Consider the following 18,881-nt stretch of genomic DNA (forward strand, 5'->3'; position numbering starts at 1 on the left):
CGCAGCTTAAAAAAATGAGTCGATTTTTATAGTCAATGAAAAAAAAGAAGGCGCATCGTGTATTACGACACACCTTCCACAGATAAATTTTCTGAGCAAAAACTATTAGAAATTACTTTTCTTTTCTACAAAAATTATTTCTTTTGTTACAGGGTGAACAAACTCTAGACTTTCAGCATGTAAATAAAGTCTGTCTGCTTTTTGTCCGTAGAGTTCATCTCCTCGTATAGGACAATGTAATCCTTCCGGATGGGCGGCATGTACTCTTAATTGGTGTGTCCGTCCTGTCAATGGATAAAAGGCAATAAGTGTGTTTCCTTCTTGTTCGTTTAAAACCTGATATTGTGTGATAGCGGTTTTTCCATGTTCATGGTCTACTACTTGTCTGGGTCTGTCAAGAGGATCCATACGGAGGGGGAGTATTATGGTTCCTTCTTTAGAAGAAATCTTGCCATCCAATAAGGCAATATATCGTTTCTTTATCATTCTATTCTTGAATTGTGCTTGCAGGTGCTGATGTACTTCTTTGTTTTTGGCTATTAATAACACACCGGAAGTAGCCATATCCAATCGGTGGACTATCAGAGGACCTGTGGTATCTGGATAAAGTATTTTTATATGTTGATAGACAGAGTCTATTTCTCCTTTTCCTGGAACCGAGAGCATTCCTGCTGGTTTGTTGATTACGACTAGGTAATTATCTTCATATACTATCTCTAATGGCATTTCATGATAATGTTTTTTTAACAAGGGATTTTCTTCCACTTCCAGTCCCTGTAACATATGTCCCAGGATAGGTCCGCATTTTCCTTTACATGCAGGATAGTAGTATCCATGATGTCTTATTTCTGCTTTTGGAGAATCTCCCCACCAGAATTCTGCCATAGCAATAGGTTTTAATTGATGCTTATAGGCATATTGGAGTAATTTGGGAGCTGCACATTCACCGGCTCCGGCAGGAGGAAATTTTTGTATAGTTTGTGCAAAAATACGACATAAATCTTTTGTTTCTCCATGGGCGTTTAGTATCTGAAACTGCTCAAACAGCTTTCTTTGTAAAGTGGCAGAACGTTTTTTCCTTTCTATCTTCATCGTTTCTATTTTTGTGATGAAAGTATCGGCTTCTGCTTGTAGTGAAGCGATTTTTTCTTTCCATATTTTTTCCATGCGTTTTAATTCAGCTTTTTGAAACTGGCTTTCACGTATCATTGCAGCTAACTCCTTTGCGTCGGGAATTCCTGTCTTGCGCCGGATTTCTCTGTTTTTTTTAGCGGATTTGAAAAACTCTTTAGCTTCAGTCAATTCCTGCTGGGATTGTATTGTTTCTTTTTCAATTTGTCGGAGTAGATCTATGTAACGAGGGTCGTTCTGTGTCTTTTTAATGCATACATTGATGGCGGATATACGTTTTTCCTCTATTTTGAAGAATCCCTGTGGTTGTAACAAATCATAAATTGGCGGAACGAAGAAAGGATGACAGTTTTTACCAGCTAATGTTCCTGAAAATGCGGCCAAATAACCTATTTTATTCTCGGGTGTTTGTACAATTAGGACACCAAACATTTTTCCTTGTTGCAATTCTTTTTGCCATTGGGATTGACTTGTCAGATAGGCTTGTACTTCTTTAGTCGCTATTATGCAAAGTGGATGAGGGGTATAGTGAAAAGGATAAGTGAACTTATCGGGTAACTTTATAGTGGCAATGGAATTCTTAAAAAAATGTATCATAGTTCGTTTAATATAGTTGCTAATGATTTGTTTTTCTTGTGAGGTCACTATGCGGACAACTCGGAATGGATGATAAAGTTTTTGTTTAATTCCTGTAATACTTCAGTTGACTGCTTTTCAGTCTGTAACGGGAATATAGAGATACATTTAAAGTTAGGATAATATCGCGTTGAGATTTGCGAAGTTCTATTATTTTTATAAGCGTTTCTTTCTCTCTTTTTACCATATAATTCCCTTCTATTTTGTTCGTGTCTACATTGTTTCCTATTTTGAAATCGCTAGTTGTTTTTATGACGGTTGTTTGTTCTTTGTAATCAGATGCCGCAATATGATTTTTTTTCTGTCTAATTTTATTTCCATAGCTACACTTTTATTTTGCGATTTTATATTCTTGGGCAAAGATAGGCATTTTCTTTCCAATAATCTTTTTATGTTGTGTAAATTCACTACAGATGCTATTCAACTGTTTTTTTTTCGTATTTTTGCCGCAAATTTATAAGAAAAATTGGATGTTAATTTGTTGTTTTGGATAAAAAGAGAAAATAGATATGAGAAAATTGTTGTGTCCGCAATGCAAAATTGCAGGGTTATACGTTAAAAATGAGAAGAAAGAAAGGTTGTTAGTTTATGTATCGGATGAAGGGGAAGTGGTACCGAGAAATTTGGAAGAGAATATGGAAGGGTTTGATTTAACTATTGTTTATTGTTTGGGGTGTTCATGGAGTGGCTCTCCAAAAAAACTGGTGAAGAGGTAGGTATGAAAGGAAAACTTAAAATCTCATTTATTGGTGATTTTAGACGTGTTCGATAAATTGTTGTTGAATGATAAATTGAACCCTAATTTGCCCATTGATGATTTGCACTTGAATGGGGCTGGATATCGGATATTAGTTTATACTTTGAGAGTGTTTTATGTTAGTAGGGATGAATGAAAATAATTGTTGAATTTAAATATAGGAATAGCGATGAATATTTTATTGGTGAGTAATAGTGACATATGTCGTAGTCGTATGGCACAGAAGATATTATCTTCTTTTGGATATGGGACAAAGATATTTACCTCTGGAGTTCTGCCGGGAAGAGTGGTACCATCTTCAGTGGTAGGGGTGATGGAACAGAATGGATATGATTGCTCTCGTAAGAAAGCTAGTGATGTGGATATATATTGCCATCAACCATGGGACTATGTGATTACTCTTTGTGAAGAAGCAAAGGAAGTGGAGGGTGATTTTAATAAGGAAGTGAAAAACTGGAAGCATTTTTCTTTTGATGACCCGTTTCAGCATATTTATGAGGATGAAACAGAATTGGAACATCGTATTTCCGAACTTTATGAAACGATGTATCGTGAATTATATGAGTTTTATCGGGACGAACTGAGTGAGCAATTATTGCCACGTTGCACTTGTGGGGCTAATACCTATTGTCGATGTGAGTGAACCAGTAATGTCCCATAAGTGTTTGGACATGTTGACGCATCCATTGCGCTTGAAGGTGATTCCTTCTTTTTCCAATAATTCTTTTTGTTTCTGCCAGCTGGGAACTAGTCTTCCTTGGCTGTTTACTACCCGGTGGCAAGGAAGGTCTTCTTCTTTTGGTGCATGAGATAAAGCCTGTCCTACCATTCGTGAATATTGGGGATTACCTATAAGTTGTGCTATTTTTCCGTAAGTAAAAACATTGCCGTAGGGGATTTCTTTTGTAATGCTATATACTTCTTTATAAAACTGTGCTCTGTCCATTCTGTTTATTGATGAATGAAATGCTTGATAGTTGTTATGGGATGAAAAAAAAACATTCGTGGACCAGCATACCGCATTACTTCTTGTATTCGTTTCTTCATTTCTGGTTTATAACAATGTATGGGACAGTTGCGGCAAGTCTTTTTTTGTTCACCGAATGTACAATGCTTTAACCTGTTATGTGCATATTGCAATAACTGCCGACAGGTTGGGCAAAGCTCTTTATTGCCTTCCTTGTACCGACAATAAATTCGGATCATTTGTTCTGCGGTACGCTGTTCTTTTTCAATAATTCTCATCTGTAATGAAGTTTTTGTGTGAATAAAGTGCAAATATAGGACTATTTTTTCTTATTTTTGTATTCAATTAGTGTATAACCTTTAAAACAAAGAGATAATGGATAAAGTTGTTGTTAATTCGTACGAGGATTTTGAGAAGCTGCTAGGACGGCAGATTGGAATTTCCGACTATGTGGAAGTGTCGCAAGACCGAATTAATCTTTTTGCAGATGCTACCTTGGATCATCAGTGGATTCATGTAGATACAGAACGTGCTAAAGTGGAAAGTCCTTATCATAGTACTATTGTACATGGTTACCTGACCCTTTCGTTGCTTCCACATATGTGGAACCAGATTATAGAAGTGAATAATCTGAAAATGATGATCAACTATGGTATGGACAAGATGAAATTTGGACAGGCTGTCCTAGCAGGTCAGAGTATCCGTATGGTAGCAAGTCTTCATTCTTTACAGAACTTGCGTGGCGTAGCCAAGGCTGAAATTAAATTTACAATTGAGATAAAAGACCAACCGAAGAAGGCACTTGAAGGCATCGCTATCTTCTTGTATTATTTCAATTGATTTTATGAGAAATAATCTCCGAAGAAGAATAAGGTGTATTTTTATCGTTCTTGGATAAATGTTTTACCCAAGAACGATTGCTTTGTTTTGATTTTTTTAGACATGTATATATCCTTTGGGGGAAGTTAGGGATTAACAAAATTAATGATGAAATAGAATAGGCATTTGAGATTGTGTAAAAATGAAAAACTTATTTTAGGTTGTTTTTCTCTAAGTAATAACACAAATGATCATATATTTTGTCATCATAGCTAACTTCGGCTTGATGGAGAATGCCTTCGTATGTAAACCCCATTTTCTCCAAAACACGTTGTGAACGTTTGTTTTGAGGATAACAATTTGCACTGATCAAGGTTAATCCTAGTTTGTTGAAGCCATAGTCCAAGACAGCACAGACGGCTTCAGACATATATCCTTTTCCCCATTGGGCTTCATCTAACCAATAACCTATCATTCCGGCATTTGAATTCTCTCTCTTTGGGTCTGGTAGAATTCCTATAGCTCCTATCAGAAGCCGGTCTTCCTTTCTAGTGATGGCCCATGTGTCTTTTTGTGGTATAAATATTGTTTGAAGAATTTTCAGAGATTCTTCCAGTGTGTCATGAGGTTTCCAACCAGCATTATTTCCTAGGTTGGGATTCTGGCAACAGTTAAAAACAGCTTCCGTATCATTCTCTGTAAAAGGACGTAAAATAAGTCGCTCAGTTTCTATTACATGATTTCCCTCAGGAGGGCATTCCTGCTCTTTTTTGTAAACACACTCTATCCGGTTTCCGTCTGGATCTAGTATCACACTTTCAAAATAGCCATCTCCTGAAATGCGAGGTTCACCTACGATATGGTATCCTTTAGTACGTAGCTGTTCCGTTAGTGATAAGACAGCTTCTTGGCTTTCAAAAGAAAAAGCTAGATGGGTCAATCCCGGTCTGTTTTCTTCTATCGGGATATTTTGCACGTCAATCCTACTCATCAACTCTAATGTAGCACCACTTTCAAATGAAATGAAGTAAGATTCAAAACCTTTTTGGGAATTAATGTATTTTTCATTACTTGTTCCGTTAAAGTAACGAGTATAAAATTCCCTTAGCTTTTCCAGATGAAATGTCCAAATGGCGATATGATGTATTTTCATGAGTGATTATTTATTCATTATAGATATTTTCTTTAGTTCGTTTTATTCTAAATAAATCATCTTTTTGGTCATTCCACCATCGATGATGATATTTTGTCCATTGATGAAGTCGTTCTCTTCTTGACATAAAAATAAACACATACGTGCTATGTCTTCTGGTTTGCCTACTCGTCTTGATGGATGTTGGGCATGATCTTCTGGGCGTAGCTGTTCGTAATCATTGGTCTGAATCCATCCCGGCGAAATACAGTTTACGGTGATATGAAAGTCGGCAAGGGATAAAGCAAGTGCATGGGTCAGTGAATAGATTCCTCCTTTGGAAGCCGCATAGCTTTCGCTTCCCGGTTCGCTCATTAAATAACGGGTGGAACAGATATTGATAATTCTGCCATACGGGTGATTTTCTGCTTGGGATTTGCGATGCAAAGCTAATGTGCGTGAGGTGATAAATACAGGTCGCAGATTGATGGACAAAATTTTATCAAAATCTTCCACGCTGGTTTCCGTGATGGGAGAAAATTCGCTTATTCCGGCATTGTTAATAATGATGTCCATATCCCCCCACTTTTCAAAAAGCTCGTGCATACAGTTCTCAAGGGATTCTTTATTACTTACATCGGCATGATAAAAAATTGCTCCGGTCTCTTTGGCTGTCTGTATTCCTAAATCCTCATTTTTGTCACAAAAGGCGACTTGGTATTGTGAGTTGCAGAAAGCTTTCACAATGTTTCTCCCTATGCCATCGGCACCTCCTGTGATGAATGCTTTTCTAGGAAGTTTGATTGTATTGTCTGTCAGGTCCTTTGGTTGAGGCTTGACGGAAATCGTTTTCTTCTTTCCTTGTTTACGTTTTTTTTCCCATGCAGCCTTTCGGGCTTCATATTGTTCGTATTGCCTTTCTATATAATTGTCTGCCATAAGTTTTGAAATATATTTATCGGAATGTTATTCTATTGTTTACCATAAAATTAACAGCTCCATATATTATTATTCCAATAAATTGTGCTGTAAATTCTTTGATTCCTATTGCTTCTATCATCAGTATCACAAAAAGAAGTTGTATGCCATAGGCAATACCAAAAGCGGTACAAAAGAGCATTATTTGTTGCCAAAGACTGTTTTGGGGATTGCTGGAAGGAAAAATCCAATATTTGCTCCATATAAAATTATGGGTTTGAGCGATGAGATATGCCATAATATTTGCTACTATATATTTTCCTTTGAATGAGAAGTAACTTATCACAATCCATATCACTAACATGGTAATAAGGTAATTTAAGGTTCCTATTGTAGCAAAACGAACTAAACGTACTGATGCTTTCATCCTCTTTTTATTGGTTTGTTTTATATGGTGAATTTGGGTACAAAAATACTAAAAATATGTGATTTTAATGCTTGTATAATAAAAAAGAAGCCTACTCATCTTAGTTTCTGTTTTAATGTTGTTCAGCATTTTTTGAAGGAAAATTTAAACTGGCTTTTTTCAGTTTTGTCCTGAATTTGAAGTTCAATTGTAATAGAGGTGGACTTTTTTAGGGGAAAGATGGGAAGAAACGCTGAAAAGCATGGTGGAAATCCGCAGAAAGTGTTGATGCAAATATGTTGATTTTATGACAATCGGACAATATATAAGGCACACTTTTATATCATGCAAAATAATAGCATGTTATAGATGTACCTTATAAACTGTCTGATTGTAAATATTCAAAATCTGTGATTAATGAATTTCGATGATTCTGTTCACTTTGGCTTTTTCTTCAGGAGTGCGTTTAGGCAAATCAATGGTCAGAACACCATTGCTGGCATTGGCGCTGATTTTTTCCTTAACCACATCTTCAGGAAGAATCAAAGCTTGTTCGAACTTAGAGTAAGAAAATTCACGACGTAAATATCTTCTGTTGTGATGGTCGTCCTCTTTTGTTTCATTCTTTTTCTCCATTGAGATCACTAGTTCGTTGTTTTCGCTGATGTGGATATTGAAATCTTCTTTAGTCATACCCGGAGCAGCAACCTCTACTTTATAATCTTTGTCACTTTCAATGACATTAATTGCAGGGGCAGTAGCGTTGGCTCTTGTCAACCATTCATTATCAAAGAAATCGTTGAAAATACTTGGTAACCAATTCTGATTGTTATACTTTCTAGTCGGCGTCATAATTATAATCTCCTATATTTTAAATTGTTACTAGACTGCTTTTTGATTTTTTTTATCTTGTCGTTTTTGGCAATACACTGATGTTCTTGCAAAGTATATGCCTGATGGCAAAATGTCAGCCGGAAATGAAATGAATTTAAATCTGTGAAGATAATTTTAATGAATATCGAGATGTGTTTAAACCTTTGTAAAATTTGTTTGCAGTTGAGAAGCAAGGTAAAGTGATAAAGAAAGCCATTTTGTCAGCAAATGGTGGCTGTTGTTTATGTTTGTATATTATCTTTGCGTCGTTTTATAAAGATAACCATTAAAGAAGAAAAGGAAATATTATGTTGGCATATACTTATATTAAACAGGGAAAATTTGAATTGATAGAGAAACCGAAGCCTGAGTTGAGAGACTCGCGTGATGCTATTGTGCGCGTCACTCTTGGGAGTATTTGTACCAGTGACTTGCATATTAAACATGGTGGTGTGCCACGTGCTGTTCCCGGAATAACAGTGGGGCATGAAATGGTGGGTATTGTGGAGCAGACAGGACGTGATGTTAAATTAGTCAAACCAGGCGATCGAGTTACCGTCAATGTGGAAACCTTTTGTGGAGAATGTTTTTTTTGCCGGCATGGATATGTGAATAATTGTGCTGATCCTAATGGGGGATGGGCCTTGGGATGTCGGATTGATGGGGGGCAGACGGAGTATGTTCGCGTACCTTATGCTGATCAAGGCTTGAATCTCATTCCCGATTCCGTGAGTGATGAGCAAGCTTTGTTTGTAGGAGATATCCTTGCTACAGGATTTTGGGCTGCTCGCATTTCGGAGATTACCGAAGAAGACACGGTGCTTATCATTGGTGCGGGACCTACGGGAATCTGTACTTTGCTTTGTGTGATGCTGAGAAAGCCGCAGCGCATTGTTGTTTGTGAACAATCCTCTGAAAGAATTCGGTTTGTTAGGGAACATTATCCGCAGGTAGAAGTTGTCACTCCAGAAGAATGTAAGGAATTTGTATTGCAAAGTAGTCCACACGGTGGTGCGGATGTAGTTTTTGAAGTGGCAGGAGGGGAGGATACATTTCGCTTGGCATGGGAATGTGCGCGCCCTAATGCTGTCGTTATTTTGGTGGCTCTTTATGACCGTCCTCAGATTCTTCCTTTGCCGGATATGTATGGAAAGAATCTAACCTTCAAAACTGGTGGCGTAGATGGTTGCGATTGTGCTGAGATACTTCGCTTGATAGAGATGGGAAAAATAGATACCACTCCACTAATTACACATCGTTTCCCGCTAGATCAGATAGAAACGGCTTACCGGATTTTTGAGAACCGACAAGATGGAGTGATAAAAGTAGCTGTGACAATGGAGGCTGGAATGTAGATTAAAAGCAATGAAATAGCATAATATAAGAGTGTATGCCTATTATTGAAATATCATCATTGACACATCCCGGAGTGGATGTTTTCTGCATGTTGACGGAAACTCAGTTACGTCAGCGTATGGAACCTGGGAAAGGGGTGTTTATAGCCGAAAGCCCCAATGTCATTAGTAGGGCTTTGGATGCAGCATATGAACCTCTTGCTCTTATGTGTGAGCGTAAGCATATCTCTGGCAGTGCTGCTCACATTATCAAGCGTTGTGGTGATGTGCCCGTTTATACGGGTGATAGAGAGTTGTTGGCTACGTTGACTGGCTATGTTCTGACACGTGGTGTATTATGTGCTATGCGTCGTCCGGTGTTGCCCTCTATGGAAGAGATCTGCCGGGATACCCGGCGGATTGTAGTCATTGACGGTGTGGTGGACACTACCAATATCGGGGCGATATTCCGTTCGGCAGCTGCTCTTGGGATAGATGCTGTTTTGTTGACACGCAATTCTTGCGATCCGTTGAATTGCCGTGCGGTAAGGGTGTCTATGGGTTCGGTGTTCTTGGTTCCATGGACATGGTTGAATGGTACGATTGGCGATTTGAACAAGTTTGGTTTCCGTACTGCTGCCATGGCGTTGACTGATGATTCTATCTCTATAGATCATCCCATATTGGCGGCTGAACCTCGGTTGGCTATTGTGATGGGAACAGAAGGGGATGGGCTTCCTTACAAGACAATTGCTGAAGCTGATTATGTAGTCCGTATCCCTATGGCACATGGAGTGGATTCGCTCAATGTGGCTGCAGCAGCTGCTGTTGCCTTTTGGCAACTCCGGATTACAGACCATTGAAAAGATTTAATATATGATTAAGTTTATTTTATTGAATATACAAATCGGAATACTCTGTAGACAATGGAAAATCCGTAAGTCAGGCATATCTGCCCAATATTTTAGAAACAATAAAGTAAACAAAAGTTATATGGGGAATAATGGGATGCCTATTGTGGAAAATATATTTTGCCAGCGTTTTCTTATCTATAAAGAAGGGTAGTAACTTTGTTCCTCCGATAATATTGTATAAGTTGGTGGATGAAGAAATCGGTAGAATATTGAAGATTAGTATCATGTTTTGTGTAGGTAATTGTTTGATTAACTTATGTCTAAATCGTATTGCAATTTTTTTGCATCGGCAAGTCGTCGGCATACAGAGGATTCGCTAATGGGCTTATAAGATCCGTCTAGATGAAAAGAAAGACTCTTATCAGACGAAAAGATATTGACTGCTTATTCGATCGTACAGAAGATTATCAAGCACGCATAGGTAAGATACATGAGAAAAGGGAATATGACACAGTTTATCAGATTGTAAGCAAGTTTCATTCGATGCGACGTGCAGTATGGAATCGTTGTGAAAAGTATGGTATAAAAAAGTGTATAAAGGACGAAATACCTTCTACGATAACCCACTTGTTGTATTCACTTTGCCTAACTTATAGCTGAAGTAGACATGACTACTATATCATAGATTAAATCATGGATAAGTTCAGTATGACTCATGCTGCTGTACTTTCTTTCGTCCAAAGATATGATATTTCTCATATTACATAAAAAAAGCGTAAGGTCTATTATTCACGCGCACATATTGATACATTCAAAGGTGAAAGAGAAAATGCAGATCCACTCTATTACACCTACAAGGATATACATGAGAAATACAATACAGACAGATTGTTTGCCCAAATTATCGGGAGGATTAGTGCACTTACAATCCTACAATACATTAACTACAAAAATGACAAACTTATTGGTAGAATTAAATATGCACTAACTTGATTCCGCTAACGGGCTATATGATATATTGAACTATGACAAAAAACAACGATAGCCACCAAGTTGCCCAAAAAATGGAGCCGAAGATGCTGATTGTGGGTGAGCAGATCAAATAGGCTAGGTTACGTAGGAATCTCACTGTCGCCTAGGTTGCTGAATGTGTTACCTGTTCGTCAGTTGGAAAAGTCACGCTAATTTGTTGACCCTTGTGATCAAATTAGCGTGGCTTTTCTACTATTGCACGATCACAAAACTTATTTACTCTATAACTTTGAAATTTCATAAAGTAAATTTATCTTTGTCTTAATTTATAAGAAAGAGACATGATGAAATCACAGGATTTTGATATACAGGAAATTATAGAACAAATTGTTCAGTTTACTAAAGATAGAGAGTGGGATCAGTTCCATAACGGAAAAGATTTGGCTTTAGCTTTATCCATTGAAGCTTCAGAATTAAATGAAGCGTTTTTATGGAAACAACCAGAAGAGGTTTATGTGGATAAAATTAAAGAAGAATTGGCTGATATCATGATTTACGCATTTCTTATTGCTGATAAATACAAGTTAGATATCAAAGATATCATTTTGTCAAAATTAGCTGGAAACGCAAAAAAATATCCTATTGACAAATCCAAAGGTAATGCTAAGAAATACACTGAGCTATGATTGTATATCACGCTAGTAAAAAGGGATTCATCAATGACGTTTTCAATGGAACCATTGCAGATGACATAGATCACGCTTTTTTACTCCATTTAGGACGACATACCTCTCCTAATGAAAAATTGTCATGGAAGAATTCCATGATGCATATGTACAAAGTAATCAATACATCAGATATTCCGGATACGTCAACAATTGCCATCGAGTATCAAATACCTCTTACATCTAAGCGCATTGATTTTATTATTTCTGGAGTAGATGATAACCAGCGTTCTAACATTGTTATTATTGAGCTAAAACAATGGGAACAGGCAAAACTATCTCAAAAATCAGGAATTATACAGACACGCTTCCAACACGGTGAAAGTGAAACTGCACATCCATCCTATCAAGCTTGGTCGTATGCCTATATGCTTCAAAACTATAATGAAACCGTATGTGAACAAGACATACGACTTATGCCTTGCGCATTCTTACATAACTATCAGGAAGACCATATCATCTCTAATGAATGTTATGCCGAATATATAGCTAAAGCACCACTCTTTCTAAAATCAGATGCAGGAAAGCTACAAGATTTTATTAAGAAATACATCAAATATGGTTCAAAAGAGGATATTGTATGGCTCATAGATAAAGGTAAGCTACGACCCTCCAAGCAACTGGCCGATGCCCTAAATTCAATGCTACGTGGGAATAGAGAGTTTGTATTGTTGGATGACCAAAAGGTCGTATACGAAACCGCATTAAACTTGGCTAGAGAAGCTGCAAGAGGTCCCAAACAAGTTCTTATCGTAGAAGGAGGACCTGGTACGGGAAAAAGCGTTGTAGCCGTAAATCTATTAGTTGAACTGACCAAAGAAGGTGTCGTAGCCCAATATGTATCCAAAAATGCAGCTCCACGCGATGTCTATACAGCCAAACTATCAGGAAGTTTTAAAAAAAACTATATCAAAAATTTATTTGTAGGCAGTGGCAGTTTCATTGATACTCCACAAAATACTTTTGGAGCCCTAATCGTGGATGAAGCCCACAGACTAAATATGAAAAGCGGTCTATACAGTAATTTGGGCGAAAACCAAATTGTTGAGATTATACAAGCAGCTCGTTTTTCTATATTTTTTGTCGATGATCACCAAAGAGTACATATCAAAGATATAGGCTCTAAGGTTGCTATACAGAAATTTGCAGAATCGTGTGGAGCTATTGTACATATAACCAAATTAAATTCTCAATTCCGGTGCAATGGTTCAAACGGTTATTTAAATTGGCTCGATAACACTTTGCAGATCAAAGAAACAGCCAACATTCGGTTGATTGCTAAAGATTACGATTTTCAGATTTTTTCCGATCCGAACCAATTGTTTGAAGCCATCAAAGAAAAAAATAAAATTAACAATAAAGCACGTGTGGTAGCTGGATATTGTTGGGATTGGAACAGCAAGAAAATCCCTAGTGACTATGACATAATCCTACCGGAATTCCATTTCAAAAAACGCTGGAATCTGAATACAGACAAAAATTTATGGATTATAGGCGATAAATCGATTGAAGAAATAGGCTGCATACATACATGTCAAGGATTGGAACTGGATTATGTAGGTGTCATTATCGGTCCGGATATGCGTTATGAAAATGGACAGATCATTACTGATGTCACTCAACGTTCTAGTAACGATCAATCTGTCAAAGGATTTAAGTCACTCATTGCATACAATAGAAGCAAAGCTCTTCAAGATGCTGATGAGATTATAAAAAACACATACCGTACTTTACTCACAAGAGGAATGAAAGGCTGTTATGTGTATTGCTGCGATAAATCATTAGCGAAATATCTCGCGGCTCAATTGGAACCTCAACACGAATCTATTCCTAAACTAAGAATAGAGCCAGAAATCAACGATGAAGTAAAGTACATAGATTTCCTACCTCTATACTCCATACGAGCTGCATGTGGCTATTTTGGAGAAGGAGAATTGGTTGATGAAAGTGGCTGGATGAAAGTAGAAAGCATGGGAAAACTTAACCGGAATATGTTTATCGTACAAGCTGTGGGACATTCTATGGAACCACTCATTCATGATGGAGACTATTGTGTATTTAGAGCAAATCCAGCAGGTAGCCGACAAGGAAAAATTATACTTGCTGAACACCACAACTATTATGATCCTGATTATGCTGGAAGTTATTCTATTAAAATATATACTAGTAAGAAATCTTTCGATGAAGAAGGAAATTGGGCTCATGAGGAAATTCTTCTCTTGCCCAAAAATTCTATTTATTCTCCTATAGTTATTGAAGAAGAGAATGCAGACGAATTTCGAATAGTAGGTGAATTCATAGGTGTTTTACAGACTGAAACAAAATAAAATATTAGGTACTGATATACATATCTACATTGGAAAATCTTAGAAAGGCTGGAGTCGGAAAATTTCCGAACCAGTCTTTTATATTTATTTAATATTTTGTCATTCTAGCATTGTAAAACGAGAGCTGAAAACAATTTGTATCGGCTCTTGTTATTTGTCATGTAATTGAAATTTCGTGCAGAAAGATTTCGATTGTATTAGCATAACAAATATATAACGTATCTTTTATATCATATTCGTATCATTTAACTTAAATCCTATTTACTCTGCTTTTTATCGCTATACGCACAGGAGGTTATCAGAGTTCTATTAAGACTATCTCCGTGAACTCATTGTTGAATCTTCAAGCATATATTTTTCTTGTTGCAATGCAATTTTTGGAAAAAATCATCTGCCAAACAATATATTTTTGTGATTTTAGTCTCTGAGAAGGTAGCAGTAATAGAAAAGAATATTATCGGTAAAATTTTATTTATGAAGTTGTGTATAAACTTGATAACTGGAAATTGGAGGGTATATACAACGGCCAAATGATATTTTCCAATTTAGTAAAAACTGAAAATGGCTTTAAGTTTAACATGACAACCATTCCCCACGAGCTGATTTATAATTTAGATGGAAACGGAATGAGAACCATCATAGCCAAAGATTATACAGGTACGAGTGTGTTTTGTTATGAACTAGCTATGCGAAAAAGTACAAATCAATTGACAGGTTATATGCATTGTATTTCTACAACAGTTTAAAAACATATGATGGAGGCTGTAGTATGTGGAATACTTGATGTTATTTTTGATGGCAAGGAGCTTAGATGGCAAGAGAATCAGTTACTGTACAGGGACAATCCTCTAGGAGAAGATAAATACCAACCCATAGCTTTCGATTCTAAAGCTCGCCTTTATCTTGATGAAGGCAAGGTGGTATTTGAATATCTGCCAATACATTGGGACGTGAATCCGAATATTTTCTGCAAAAAATTATCCAAGGATGATTATCAGCCTTATATATCAAAAGAAAGATAATATAGGGATAGTTTCAAAATAGTAAAATATAATCATTTGATTATTAGTATGATAAATATTTTGTATCTAAAATATGAAAGTAAAAATTTCTCCGAACCTGTGGAAAAAGTCAAAATCGGGGGAAATGAAGTAAAAGACTCATGGCGAAGATGCGAAATTTATCCGAAATTCAGCAAGAAATTGTATTTACTGAGTTTGATTTTTATCAGCAATATGTTTTTTTAAATAAACATATTTAGGCAGGATTAAAAGTCTCTTTCTTCTACGCGAGATGGCAGTTAAGTTCGGTTTGATTGAGGATAAACTGATTAGTTTGCGGATCAAGCGCGGCAGATAACCCTTCTTTACTCTGGTGTAGATACTAATTGGAAAGTGTGCCAATATTCCAATTGAAAAGTGCGCCACCATAGGATAAGTATAATGACCTTTGTATCATCCAAATGCAAAGGTAAAATGAAGACTATGGTAGAAAGACAATCAATAATACACATGTATAGGGTATGCGGTTATAGCAAACGAGGTATATCTCGTGAACTTCATGTCAGCTGTCATACAAATTGACAATATTCTTTCAGAATATGAATCAGCCGTCCGTACTGATGATCCGGAAGAGGCTTTAAGTGATTTGCTTACCGTCCAGCCCAAGTATGACATTTCCAAACGCTGTCCTCGTTGCCTCACACAAGAGATTAAGGACGAGATAGGGTTTTGCCTGAAGAAGAATGCCATTAAGATAGCTACGGGACTTCGCAAACAGCGCATGTTGAAGAAGGATATCCATCAGTTTCTGTTATCTCGGGGATATACCATCAGTTATGCTACGGTATTCAGTTACATAAAAAATATAGAATCACGCAAAGAGAAAAAAGAGCGAAGCCTTTATTCTGTTGTTTTATGAGCCTGGATGCATTGTTGAATTTGACTGGGGCGAAGTCCTTCTTTTTATTGACGGTGTCAAGATCAAGTTTTATCTGGCCGTATTCACTTTCGGGCATAGTAATGGCAGATACGCCTATCTTTTCAGGCATTAGAATACGCTTGCCTTCATGGGATCTCACCGCGACTTCTTCAGGGATGTACATGGTGTCCCTGCCATGATGGTCTATGACAATATGCGTGTAGCCGTCAAGAACTTTGTCGGTGGTGACAAGAAGCCTACAGAAGCCCTGATGAAGATGTCCGGTTTCTATTGTTTTGAGTATCGTTTCTGTAATATACGGGCCGGATGGGAGAAAGGACATGTGGAACGGAGCGTGGAATATGTCAGAAGGAAAACTTTCTACCTGACGGATCATTTCAGTGACATACGTTCTGCGCAGGAGCATTTAAACTGGGCATGTATGCTTGTCAACAACGAGCAGGGCAGTTTCTCAACAGCGGAGAAATCATCACGTCTGGAGGCTGATCTGTCATCGCTGAAACCTTTTCCCAGTAACCTGGGCTGTTTTGAGGTCAATGAATACATTTTACCTTTGCTACTTTAGGCATCCCCATAAGTTTCGGTGCATTGGCATAATAAGTGCGTATGCCTTTCTTACAGGCTTCGTAACCTATTGCTGTGGCAAGGAAACTCTTTCCGGTTCTGGATGATCCTGTGATGAAGAGGTTTTTTCCCTAGTGGATGAATTCCAACGATGCAAGCCGTTTCATTTGGTTACGGTCAAGGCTACGTGGGATTAGTCTATCTGTTCAAGACATGTCTTGTAGCGGAACTCCGCTCCGCGTATAAGGCGTTGGATGGCTGCATTCGCGGTAGTCCCATTCCTTGGCAAGTAGCATATGCAGGAAAGAGTCGATTGTCATTGTCTCGGCTATTGTGGGGGGCAGACTTTCAGTAAAGCAGTGGCCATGCCGTGGAGCTTCATGCGACTCATTAATCCAATCGTCAATGCATTACGGTCTTTTTCGACTGCTATCAAGGCAGTAAGATTATTTTTTTTCATTATTGTTCTTATTTAAATGTTCTGATTTTGCGAAGTAGGCTGCTTTGCGGATGTTTCTGTGGGTGGATGTTACAGGGACTTCATCCTCCATGTCGTCTTTTGACAGGAAGTATGCATCATCCCCATGTTCAAGGATTTGCCTTATTTCCTGATATTCGTATTGGAGCAGTTGTGTGGGGCATGCGCTTGCCGTCCCAACCGTTCTAGGCCGAAAGTCTTCTCTAGTGCCATAATCCCTTTGCATGAACGGAATGCCGCAGGAGGATACTTTTTGAGTTCCGCAACCTTGCGCAGATACAGTAACAGGACATTATCTGTCTGAGCGGCCCATTCATAAATCTGTTCTAGGTCCTTTTCATAGCTCCCATGGCGTCCGGGCAGTCTGTGGACGTCCTTAGTTGTATAGGCATAAAGCGTATCATCACGCTGATGTGTGGTCACTAGGCGCAGACCATGGTATATCTTCAGCGTGTCAGCATCATAGACAATTTCGACACGTTTGCCTATATACTCTTTCGGCATGCTGTAATGGTGAAGCTTGAAAGTTACATAGCAGTTCCGCATTACCGTTGCAGAGCGCCGCTCCTTCATCTGGTGGCGTATGGCGGGAAGTGGGCGGAGGTACTCGGCTTCAATCTGTTCAAACTGTTCGCGTCTGGACAGGGAACGTCCGTTCATCCTGCGCCCGTTAAAGGCTGAGAGCGATTCGAAAATGGCCACATTCAAAGATTCCAGAGAGTTGAACACAAGCTCTTCGACATCTGCATATACTGCCGGTAAAGCAGTTACACGGCATTTTCAACCAACGCCTTGTCCTTGGGATGGCGTACCCGTGCGGGGTATACGGTACATCCATAATGCTCGGAAAATGCTGCAAACTCCTCGTTGATTACCAGACCGTTGTGGTTGCTGCGGGCTACTGCTGCTTTGAGGTTGTCAGGTACGATTGCCATCGGAATATCGCCGTAAAAATGAAGTGCGTTTTCACATGCCTTGATCAGATCTTGTTTTGACTGGGACCAGACCGCCTCACAATAGGTATAGTGGCTACAGGGGAGTATGGACACAAACATTTCAACGCTACGGCATTCACCGTTTTCATTGTCAATGATCTCAAGCTTGTCACTGGCAAAGTCAATGTATATTTGGTCACCGGCATAATGCTCAATATGCCCCACGACATGAGTCACCATCCGGTAACGCATGAGATAATTACCGAAACTGGCATGTTTGTATCCATTAGGGCGTGTTTTGTGATACTCTTTGTACAGGGATTTGACCGTTACCCCTCGGCGGCTAAGACGGGCGGAGTACTTGGATAGAAGTGCCTCCTGCTCAAGTTGGCGTTGTGATGGAATCTGACTACGGCTAACCCCTTCGGAGAACATTTCTTGGATGCGGGAAGAAGGCATTGATGCCAATTCCTTTATCGGAATGCCACACTCTTGGAACAGACGCACATATCTGCGCACTGTGTTGCGGGATAGCTCAAAGCTCCTGCTTATTTGCTTTATCTTCATCCCCAATGCATAGCATTGGAGAATATTTGCTATCTTTGTTGTCATAGTAGAAATGATTTTACCCCAACGGTCAAGACGGGAATCAAATCTACGAAAAACACCCCTGTCAGACAATGTTTGGCAGGGGTGTTTTTATATTGTTTTTAAAGGAAATGTCTATTTTGACGAAAGGGAGCAAAATCGCTTGGTTTTCAAGGGCAGATTGCGATGGATTTTCCAAATGCTAATCGTTGGTAATTACCACTTATCTATGATGCAACATCGAAACATGTTTAATTATCAGCGTTTTAGCATTTTAATCGGTACAAATAAATATTTGACAAAGAATTCATTTTCTATGTACAAGTGTAAACCTTTGTTTTTCAGCTTTTTGTTGATTTTATTTGTACAGCCTTTCTTCATTCTTTTAAGCATATAGCATAGCCAGTCTGAACATGAAGAATTTCACGTCAGCCACCCCTCTTAACCGGCTTCGAAAAGCTTTGATTTTAGCATTGAACGACTCCGCTGAAGCATTTGTCAATCGTTCTTCAAAATAATTTATG

Annotated in this window: 19 protein-coding genes and 4 pseudogenes; 13 read left to right on the forward strand and 10 right to left on the reverse strand. The window is 38.3% G+C overall.

Annotated elements, in window-relative coordinates; all coding sequences use genetic code 11:
- Window positions 1-105 precede the first annotated feature (105 nt).
- Window positions 106-1,728, reverse strand: a complete 1,623-nt coding sequence (locus tag RE317_RS20320; protein ID WP_008669834.1) for an RluA family pseudouridine synthase — start codon at window positions 1,726-1,728, stop codon at window positions 106-108.
- Between the two features lie 548 nt (window positions 1,729-2,276).
- Here RE317_RS20320 and RE317_RS20325 point away from each other — a divergent pair.
- The 3 genes and pseudogenes from RE317_RS20325 (at window position 2,277) to RE317_RS20335 (ending at window position 3,167) form a co-directional block, all read left to right on the forward strand.
- Window positions 2,277-2,483 (forward strand): hypothetical protein, encoded by a 207-nt coding sequence (locus tag RE317_RS20325; protein WP_005852046.1) that lies wholly within the window; start codon window positions 2,277-2,279, stop codon window positions 2,481-2,483.
- Window positions 2,484-2,516: 33 nt separating this feature from the next.
- A pseudogene (locus RE317_RS20330) lies at window positions 2,517-2,660 on the forward strand (SGNH/GDSL hydrolase family protein); the annotation flags it as partial.
- A gap of 33 nt (window positions 2,661-2,693) precedes the next feature.
- Complete coding sequence (locus RE317_RS20335) at window positions 2,694-3,167, forward strand: low molecular weight phosphatase family protein (RefSeq protein WP_008781695.1); 474 nt, start codon at window positions 2,694-2,696, stop codon at window positions 3,165-3,167.
- On the opposite strand, the gene RE317_RS20340 is transcribed toward RE317_RS20335, so the two are convergent.
- Together RE317_RS20340 and RE317_RS20345 are read right to left on the reverse strand one after the other, a co-directional pair.
- Window positions 3,117-3,470, reverse strand: a complete 354-nt coding sequence (locus RE317_RS20340) for an MGMT family protein (RefSeq protein WP_008669828.1) — start codon at window positions 3,468-3,470, stop codon at window positions 3,117-3,119. The two genes, RE317_RS20335 and RE317_RS20340, sit on opposite strands and share 51 nt — an antisense overlap.
- 5 nt (window positions 3,471-3,475) lie before the next feature.
- Window positions 3,476-3,769 (reverse strand): nitrous oxide-stimulated promoter family protein, encoded by a 294-nt coding sequence (locus RE317_RS20345; protein WP_008669826.1) that lies wholly within the window; start codon window positions 3,767-3,769, stop codon window positions 3,476-3,478.
- A gap of 97 nt (window positions 3,770-3,866) precedes the next feature.
- Between RE317_RS20345 and RE317_RS20350 the strand changes: the two genes are divergently transcribed.
- On the forward strand, window positions 3,867-4,331 hold the full coding sequence (locus RE317_RS20350; protein WP_005842132.1) for a MaoC family dehydratase: 465 nt from the start codon (window positions 3,867-3,869) through the stop codon (window positions 4,329-4,331).
- A 190-nt stretch (window positions 4,332-4,521) separates the two neighbouring features.
- Here the strand turns inward: RE317_RS20350 and RE317_RS20355 are convergent, their stop codons facing one another.
- From RE317_RS20355 to RE317_RS20370, 4 genes are all read right to left on the reverse strand, one after another.
- A complete protein-coding gene (locus RE317_RS20355; RefSeq protein ID WP_005852038.1) occupies window positions 4,522-5,463 on the reverse strand; it encodes a GNAT family N-acetyltransferase in 942 nt (313 codons plus the stop codon).
- Between the two features lie 42 nt (window positions 5,464-5,505).
- Entirely contained in the window at window positions 5,506-6,381 is an 876-nt protein-coding gene (locus tag RE317_RS20360; protein ID WP_008669821.1) for an SDR family NAD(P)-dependent oxidoreductase, read from the reverse strand.
- Window positions 6,382-6,397: 16 nt separating this feature from the next.
- Window positions 6,398-6,787 (reverse strand): GtrA family protein, encoded by a 390-nt coding sequence (locus RE317_RS20365; RefSeq protein ID WP_008669819.1) that lies wholly within the window; start codon window positions 6,785-6,787, stop codon window positions 6,398-6,400.
- 393 nt (window positions 6,788-7,180) lie between these two features.
- The gene (locus RE317_RS20370; RefSeq protein ID WP_008669817.1) at window positions 7,181-7,618 is read right to left on the reverse strand and encodes an Hsp20/alpha crystallin family protein; all 438 of its coding nucleotides are present in this window, start codon (window positions 7,616-7,618) and stop codon (window positions 7,181-7,183) included.
- Between the two features lie 329 nt (window positions 7,619-7,947).
- On the opposite strand from RE317_RS20370, the gene RE317_RS20375 reads away from it, so the two are divergent.
- From RE317_RS20375 to RE317_RS20420, 9 genes and pseudogenes are all read left to right on the forward strand, one after another.
- Entirely contained in the window at window positions 7,948-8,994 is a 1,047-nt protein-coding gene (locus RE317_RS20375; RefSeq protein WP_008669816.1) for an alcohol dehydrogenase, read from the forward strand.
- A gap of 35 nt (window positions 8,995-9,029) precedes the next feature.
- Window positions 9,030-9,836 (forward strand): RNA methyltransferase, encoded by an 807-nt coding sequence (locus tag RE317_RS20380; protein WP_008669814.1) that lies wholly within the window; start codon window positions 9,030-9,032, stop codon window positions 9,834-9,836.
- A gap of 393 nt (window positions 9,837-10,229) precedes the next feature.
- Window positions 10,230-10,487 (forward strand): hypothetical protein, encoded by a 258-nt coding sequence (locus RE317_RS20385; RefSeq protein ID WP_022508086.1) that lies wholly within the window; start codon window positions 10,230-10,232, stop codon window positions 10,485-10,487.
- Window positions 10,488-10,703: 216 nt separating this feature from the next.
- A pseudogene (locus tag RE317_RS20390) lies at window positions 10,704-10,820 on the forward strand (IS982 family transposase); the annotation flags it as partial.
- 323 nt (window positions 10,821-11,143) lie between these two features.
- Window positions 11,144-11,485: a nucleotide pyrophosphohydrolase gene (locus tag RE317_RS20395; protein WP_008669811.1), complete on the forward strand. Its 342-nt coding sequence runs from the start codon at window positions 11,144-11,146 to the stop codon at window positions 11,483-11,485.
- A complete protein-coding gene (locus RE317_RS20400; protein ID WP_008669809.1) occupies window positions 11,482-13,851 on the forward strand; it encodes a DNA/RNA helicase domain-containing protein in 2,370 nt (789 codons plus the stop codon). Before RE317_RS20395 ends, RE317_RS20400 begins: the two co-directional genes overlap by 4 nt.
- A gap of 752 nt (window positions 13,852-14,603) precedes the next feature.
- Window positions 14,604-14,873 carry a hypothetical protein gene (locus RE317_RS20405; protein ID WP_229093899.1) on the forward strand — a complete coding sequence of 90 codons (270 nt, stop codon included), beginning with the start codon at window positions 14,604-14,606 and terminating at the stop codon, window positions 14,871-14,873.
- 529 nt (window positions 14,874-15,402) lie between these two features.
- Window positions 15,403-15,771 carry a hypothetical protein gene (locus tag RE317_RS20415; RefSeq protein WP_008781698.1) on the forward strand — a complete coding sequence of 123 codons (369 nt, stop codon included), beginning with the start codon at window positions 15,403-15,405 and terminating at the stop codon, window positions 15,769-15,771.
- A gap of 148 nt (window positions 15,772-15,919) precedes the next feature.
- Entirely contained in the window at window positions 15,920-16,357 is a 438-nt protein-coding gene (locus RE317_RS20420) for a transposase (RefSeq protein ID WP_008781699.1), read from the forward strand.
- Here the strand turns inward: RE317_RS20420 and RE317_RS20425 are convergent.
- The 3 genes and pseudogenes from RE317_RS20425 to RE317_RS20435 all read right to left on the reverse strand — a co-directional run.
- Window positions 16,338-16,816 (reverse strand): annotated as a pseudogene (locus tag RE317_RS20425) (ATP-binding protein); the annotation flags it as partial. The gene RE317_RS20420 and the pseudogene RE317_RS20425 sit on opposite strands and share 20 nt — an antisense overlap.
- A pseudogene (gene istA, locus RE317_RS20430) lies at window positions 16,803-18,381 on the reverse strand (IS21 family transposase). The pseudogenes RE317_RS20425 and istA, both read right to left, overlap by 14 nt.
- Window positions 18,382-18,742: 361 nt before the next feature.
- On the reverse strand, window positions 18,743-18,881 hold a 139-nt coding region (locus RE317_RS20435; protein ID WP_271702695.1), incomplete at its 5' end, for a transposase.

Origin of the sequence: Phocaeicola sp. GP0067, from assembly GCF_031119655.1 — a bacterium.
Classification (GTDB): Bacteria; Bacteroidota; Bacteroidia; order Bacteroidales; family Bacteroidaceae; genus Phocaeicola; species Phocaeicola vulgatus.

Excerpts from the sequence above, each read along its gene's own strand:
- RE317_RS20335 (WP_008781695.1), top strand. The coding sequence starts at position 2,694 with ATGAATATTTTATTGGTGAGTAATAGTGACATATGTCGTAGTCGTATG.
- RE317_RS20345 (WP_008669826.1), bottom strand. The coding sequence starts at position 3,769 with ATGAGAATTATTGAAAAAGAACAGCGTACCGCAGAACAAATGATCCGA.
- RE317_RS20350 (WP_005842132.1), top strand. The coding sequence starts at position 3,867 with ATGGATAAAGTTGTTGTTAATTCGTACGAGGATTTTGAGAAGCTGCTA.
- RE317_RS20320 (WP_008669834.1), bottom strand. The coding sequence starts at position 1,728 with ATGATACATTTTTTTAAGAATTCCATTGCCACTATAAAGTTACCCGAT.
- RE317_RS20370 (WP_008669817.1), bottom strand. The coding sequence starts at position 7,618 with ATGACGCCGACTAGAAAGTATAACAATCAGAATTGGTTACCAAGTATT.
- RE317_RS20355 (WP_005852038.1), bottom strand. The coding sequence starts at position 5,463 with ATGAAAATACATCATATCGCCATTTGGACATTTCATCTGGAAAAGCTA.
- RE317_RS20395 (WP_008669811.1), top strand. The coding sequence starts at position 11,144 with ATGAAATCACAGGATTTTGATATACAGGAAATTATAGAACAAATTGTT.
- RE317_RS20375 (WP_008669816.1), top strand. The coding sequence starts at position 7,948 with ATGTTGGCATATACTTATATTAAACAGGGAAAATTTGAATTGATAGAG.
- RE317_RS20365 (WP_008669819.1), bottom strand. The coding sequence starts at position 6,787 with ATGAAAGCATCAGTACGTTTAGTTCGTTTTGCTACAATAGGAACCTTA.
- RE317_RS20405 (WP_229093899.1), top strand. The coding sequence starts at position 14,604 with ATGATGGAGGCTGTAGTATGTGGAATACTTGATGTTATTTTTGATGGC.
- RE317_RS20380 (WP_008669814.1), top strand. The coding sequence starts at position 9,030 with ATGCCTATTATTGAAATATCATCATTGACACATCCCGGAGTGGATGTT.
- RE317_RS20420 (WP_008781699.1), top strand. The coding sequence starts at position 15,920 with ATGGGATCTCACCGCGACTTCTTCAGGGATGTACATGGTGTCCCTGCC.
- RE317_RS20400 (WP_008669809.1), top strand. The coding sequence starts at position 11,482 with ATGATTGTATATCACGCTAGTAAAAAGGGATTCATCAATGACGTTTTC.
- RE317_RS20360 (WP_008669821.1), bottom strand. The coding sequence starts at position 6,381 with ATGGCAGACAATTATATAGAAAGGCAATACGAACAATATGAAGCCCGA.
- RE317_RS20340 (WP_008669828.1), bottom strand. The coding sequence starts at position 3,470 with ATGGACAGAGCACAGTTTTATAAAGAAGTATATAGCATTACAAAAGAA.
- RE317_RS20325 (WP_005852046.1), top strand. The coding sequence starts at position 2,277 with ATGAGAAAATTGTTGTGTCCGCAATGCAAAATTGCAGGGTTATACGTT.
- RE317_RS20385 (WP_022508086.1), top strand. The coding sequence starts at position 10,230 with ATGAAAAGAAAGACTCTTATCAGACGAAAAGATATTGACTGCTTATTC.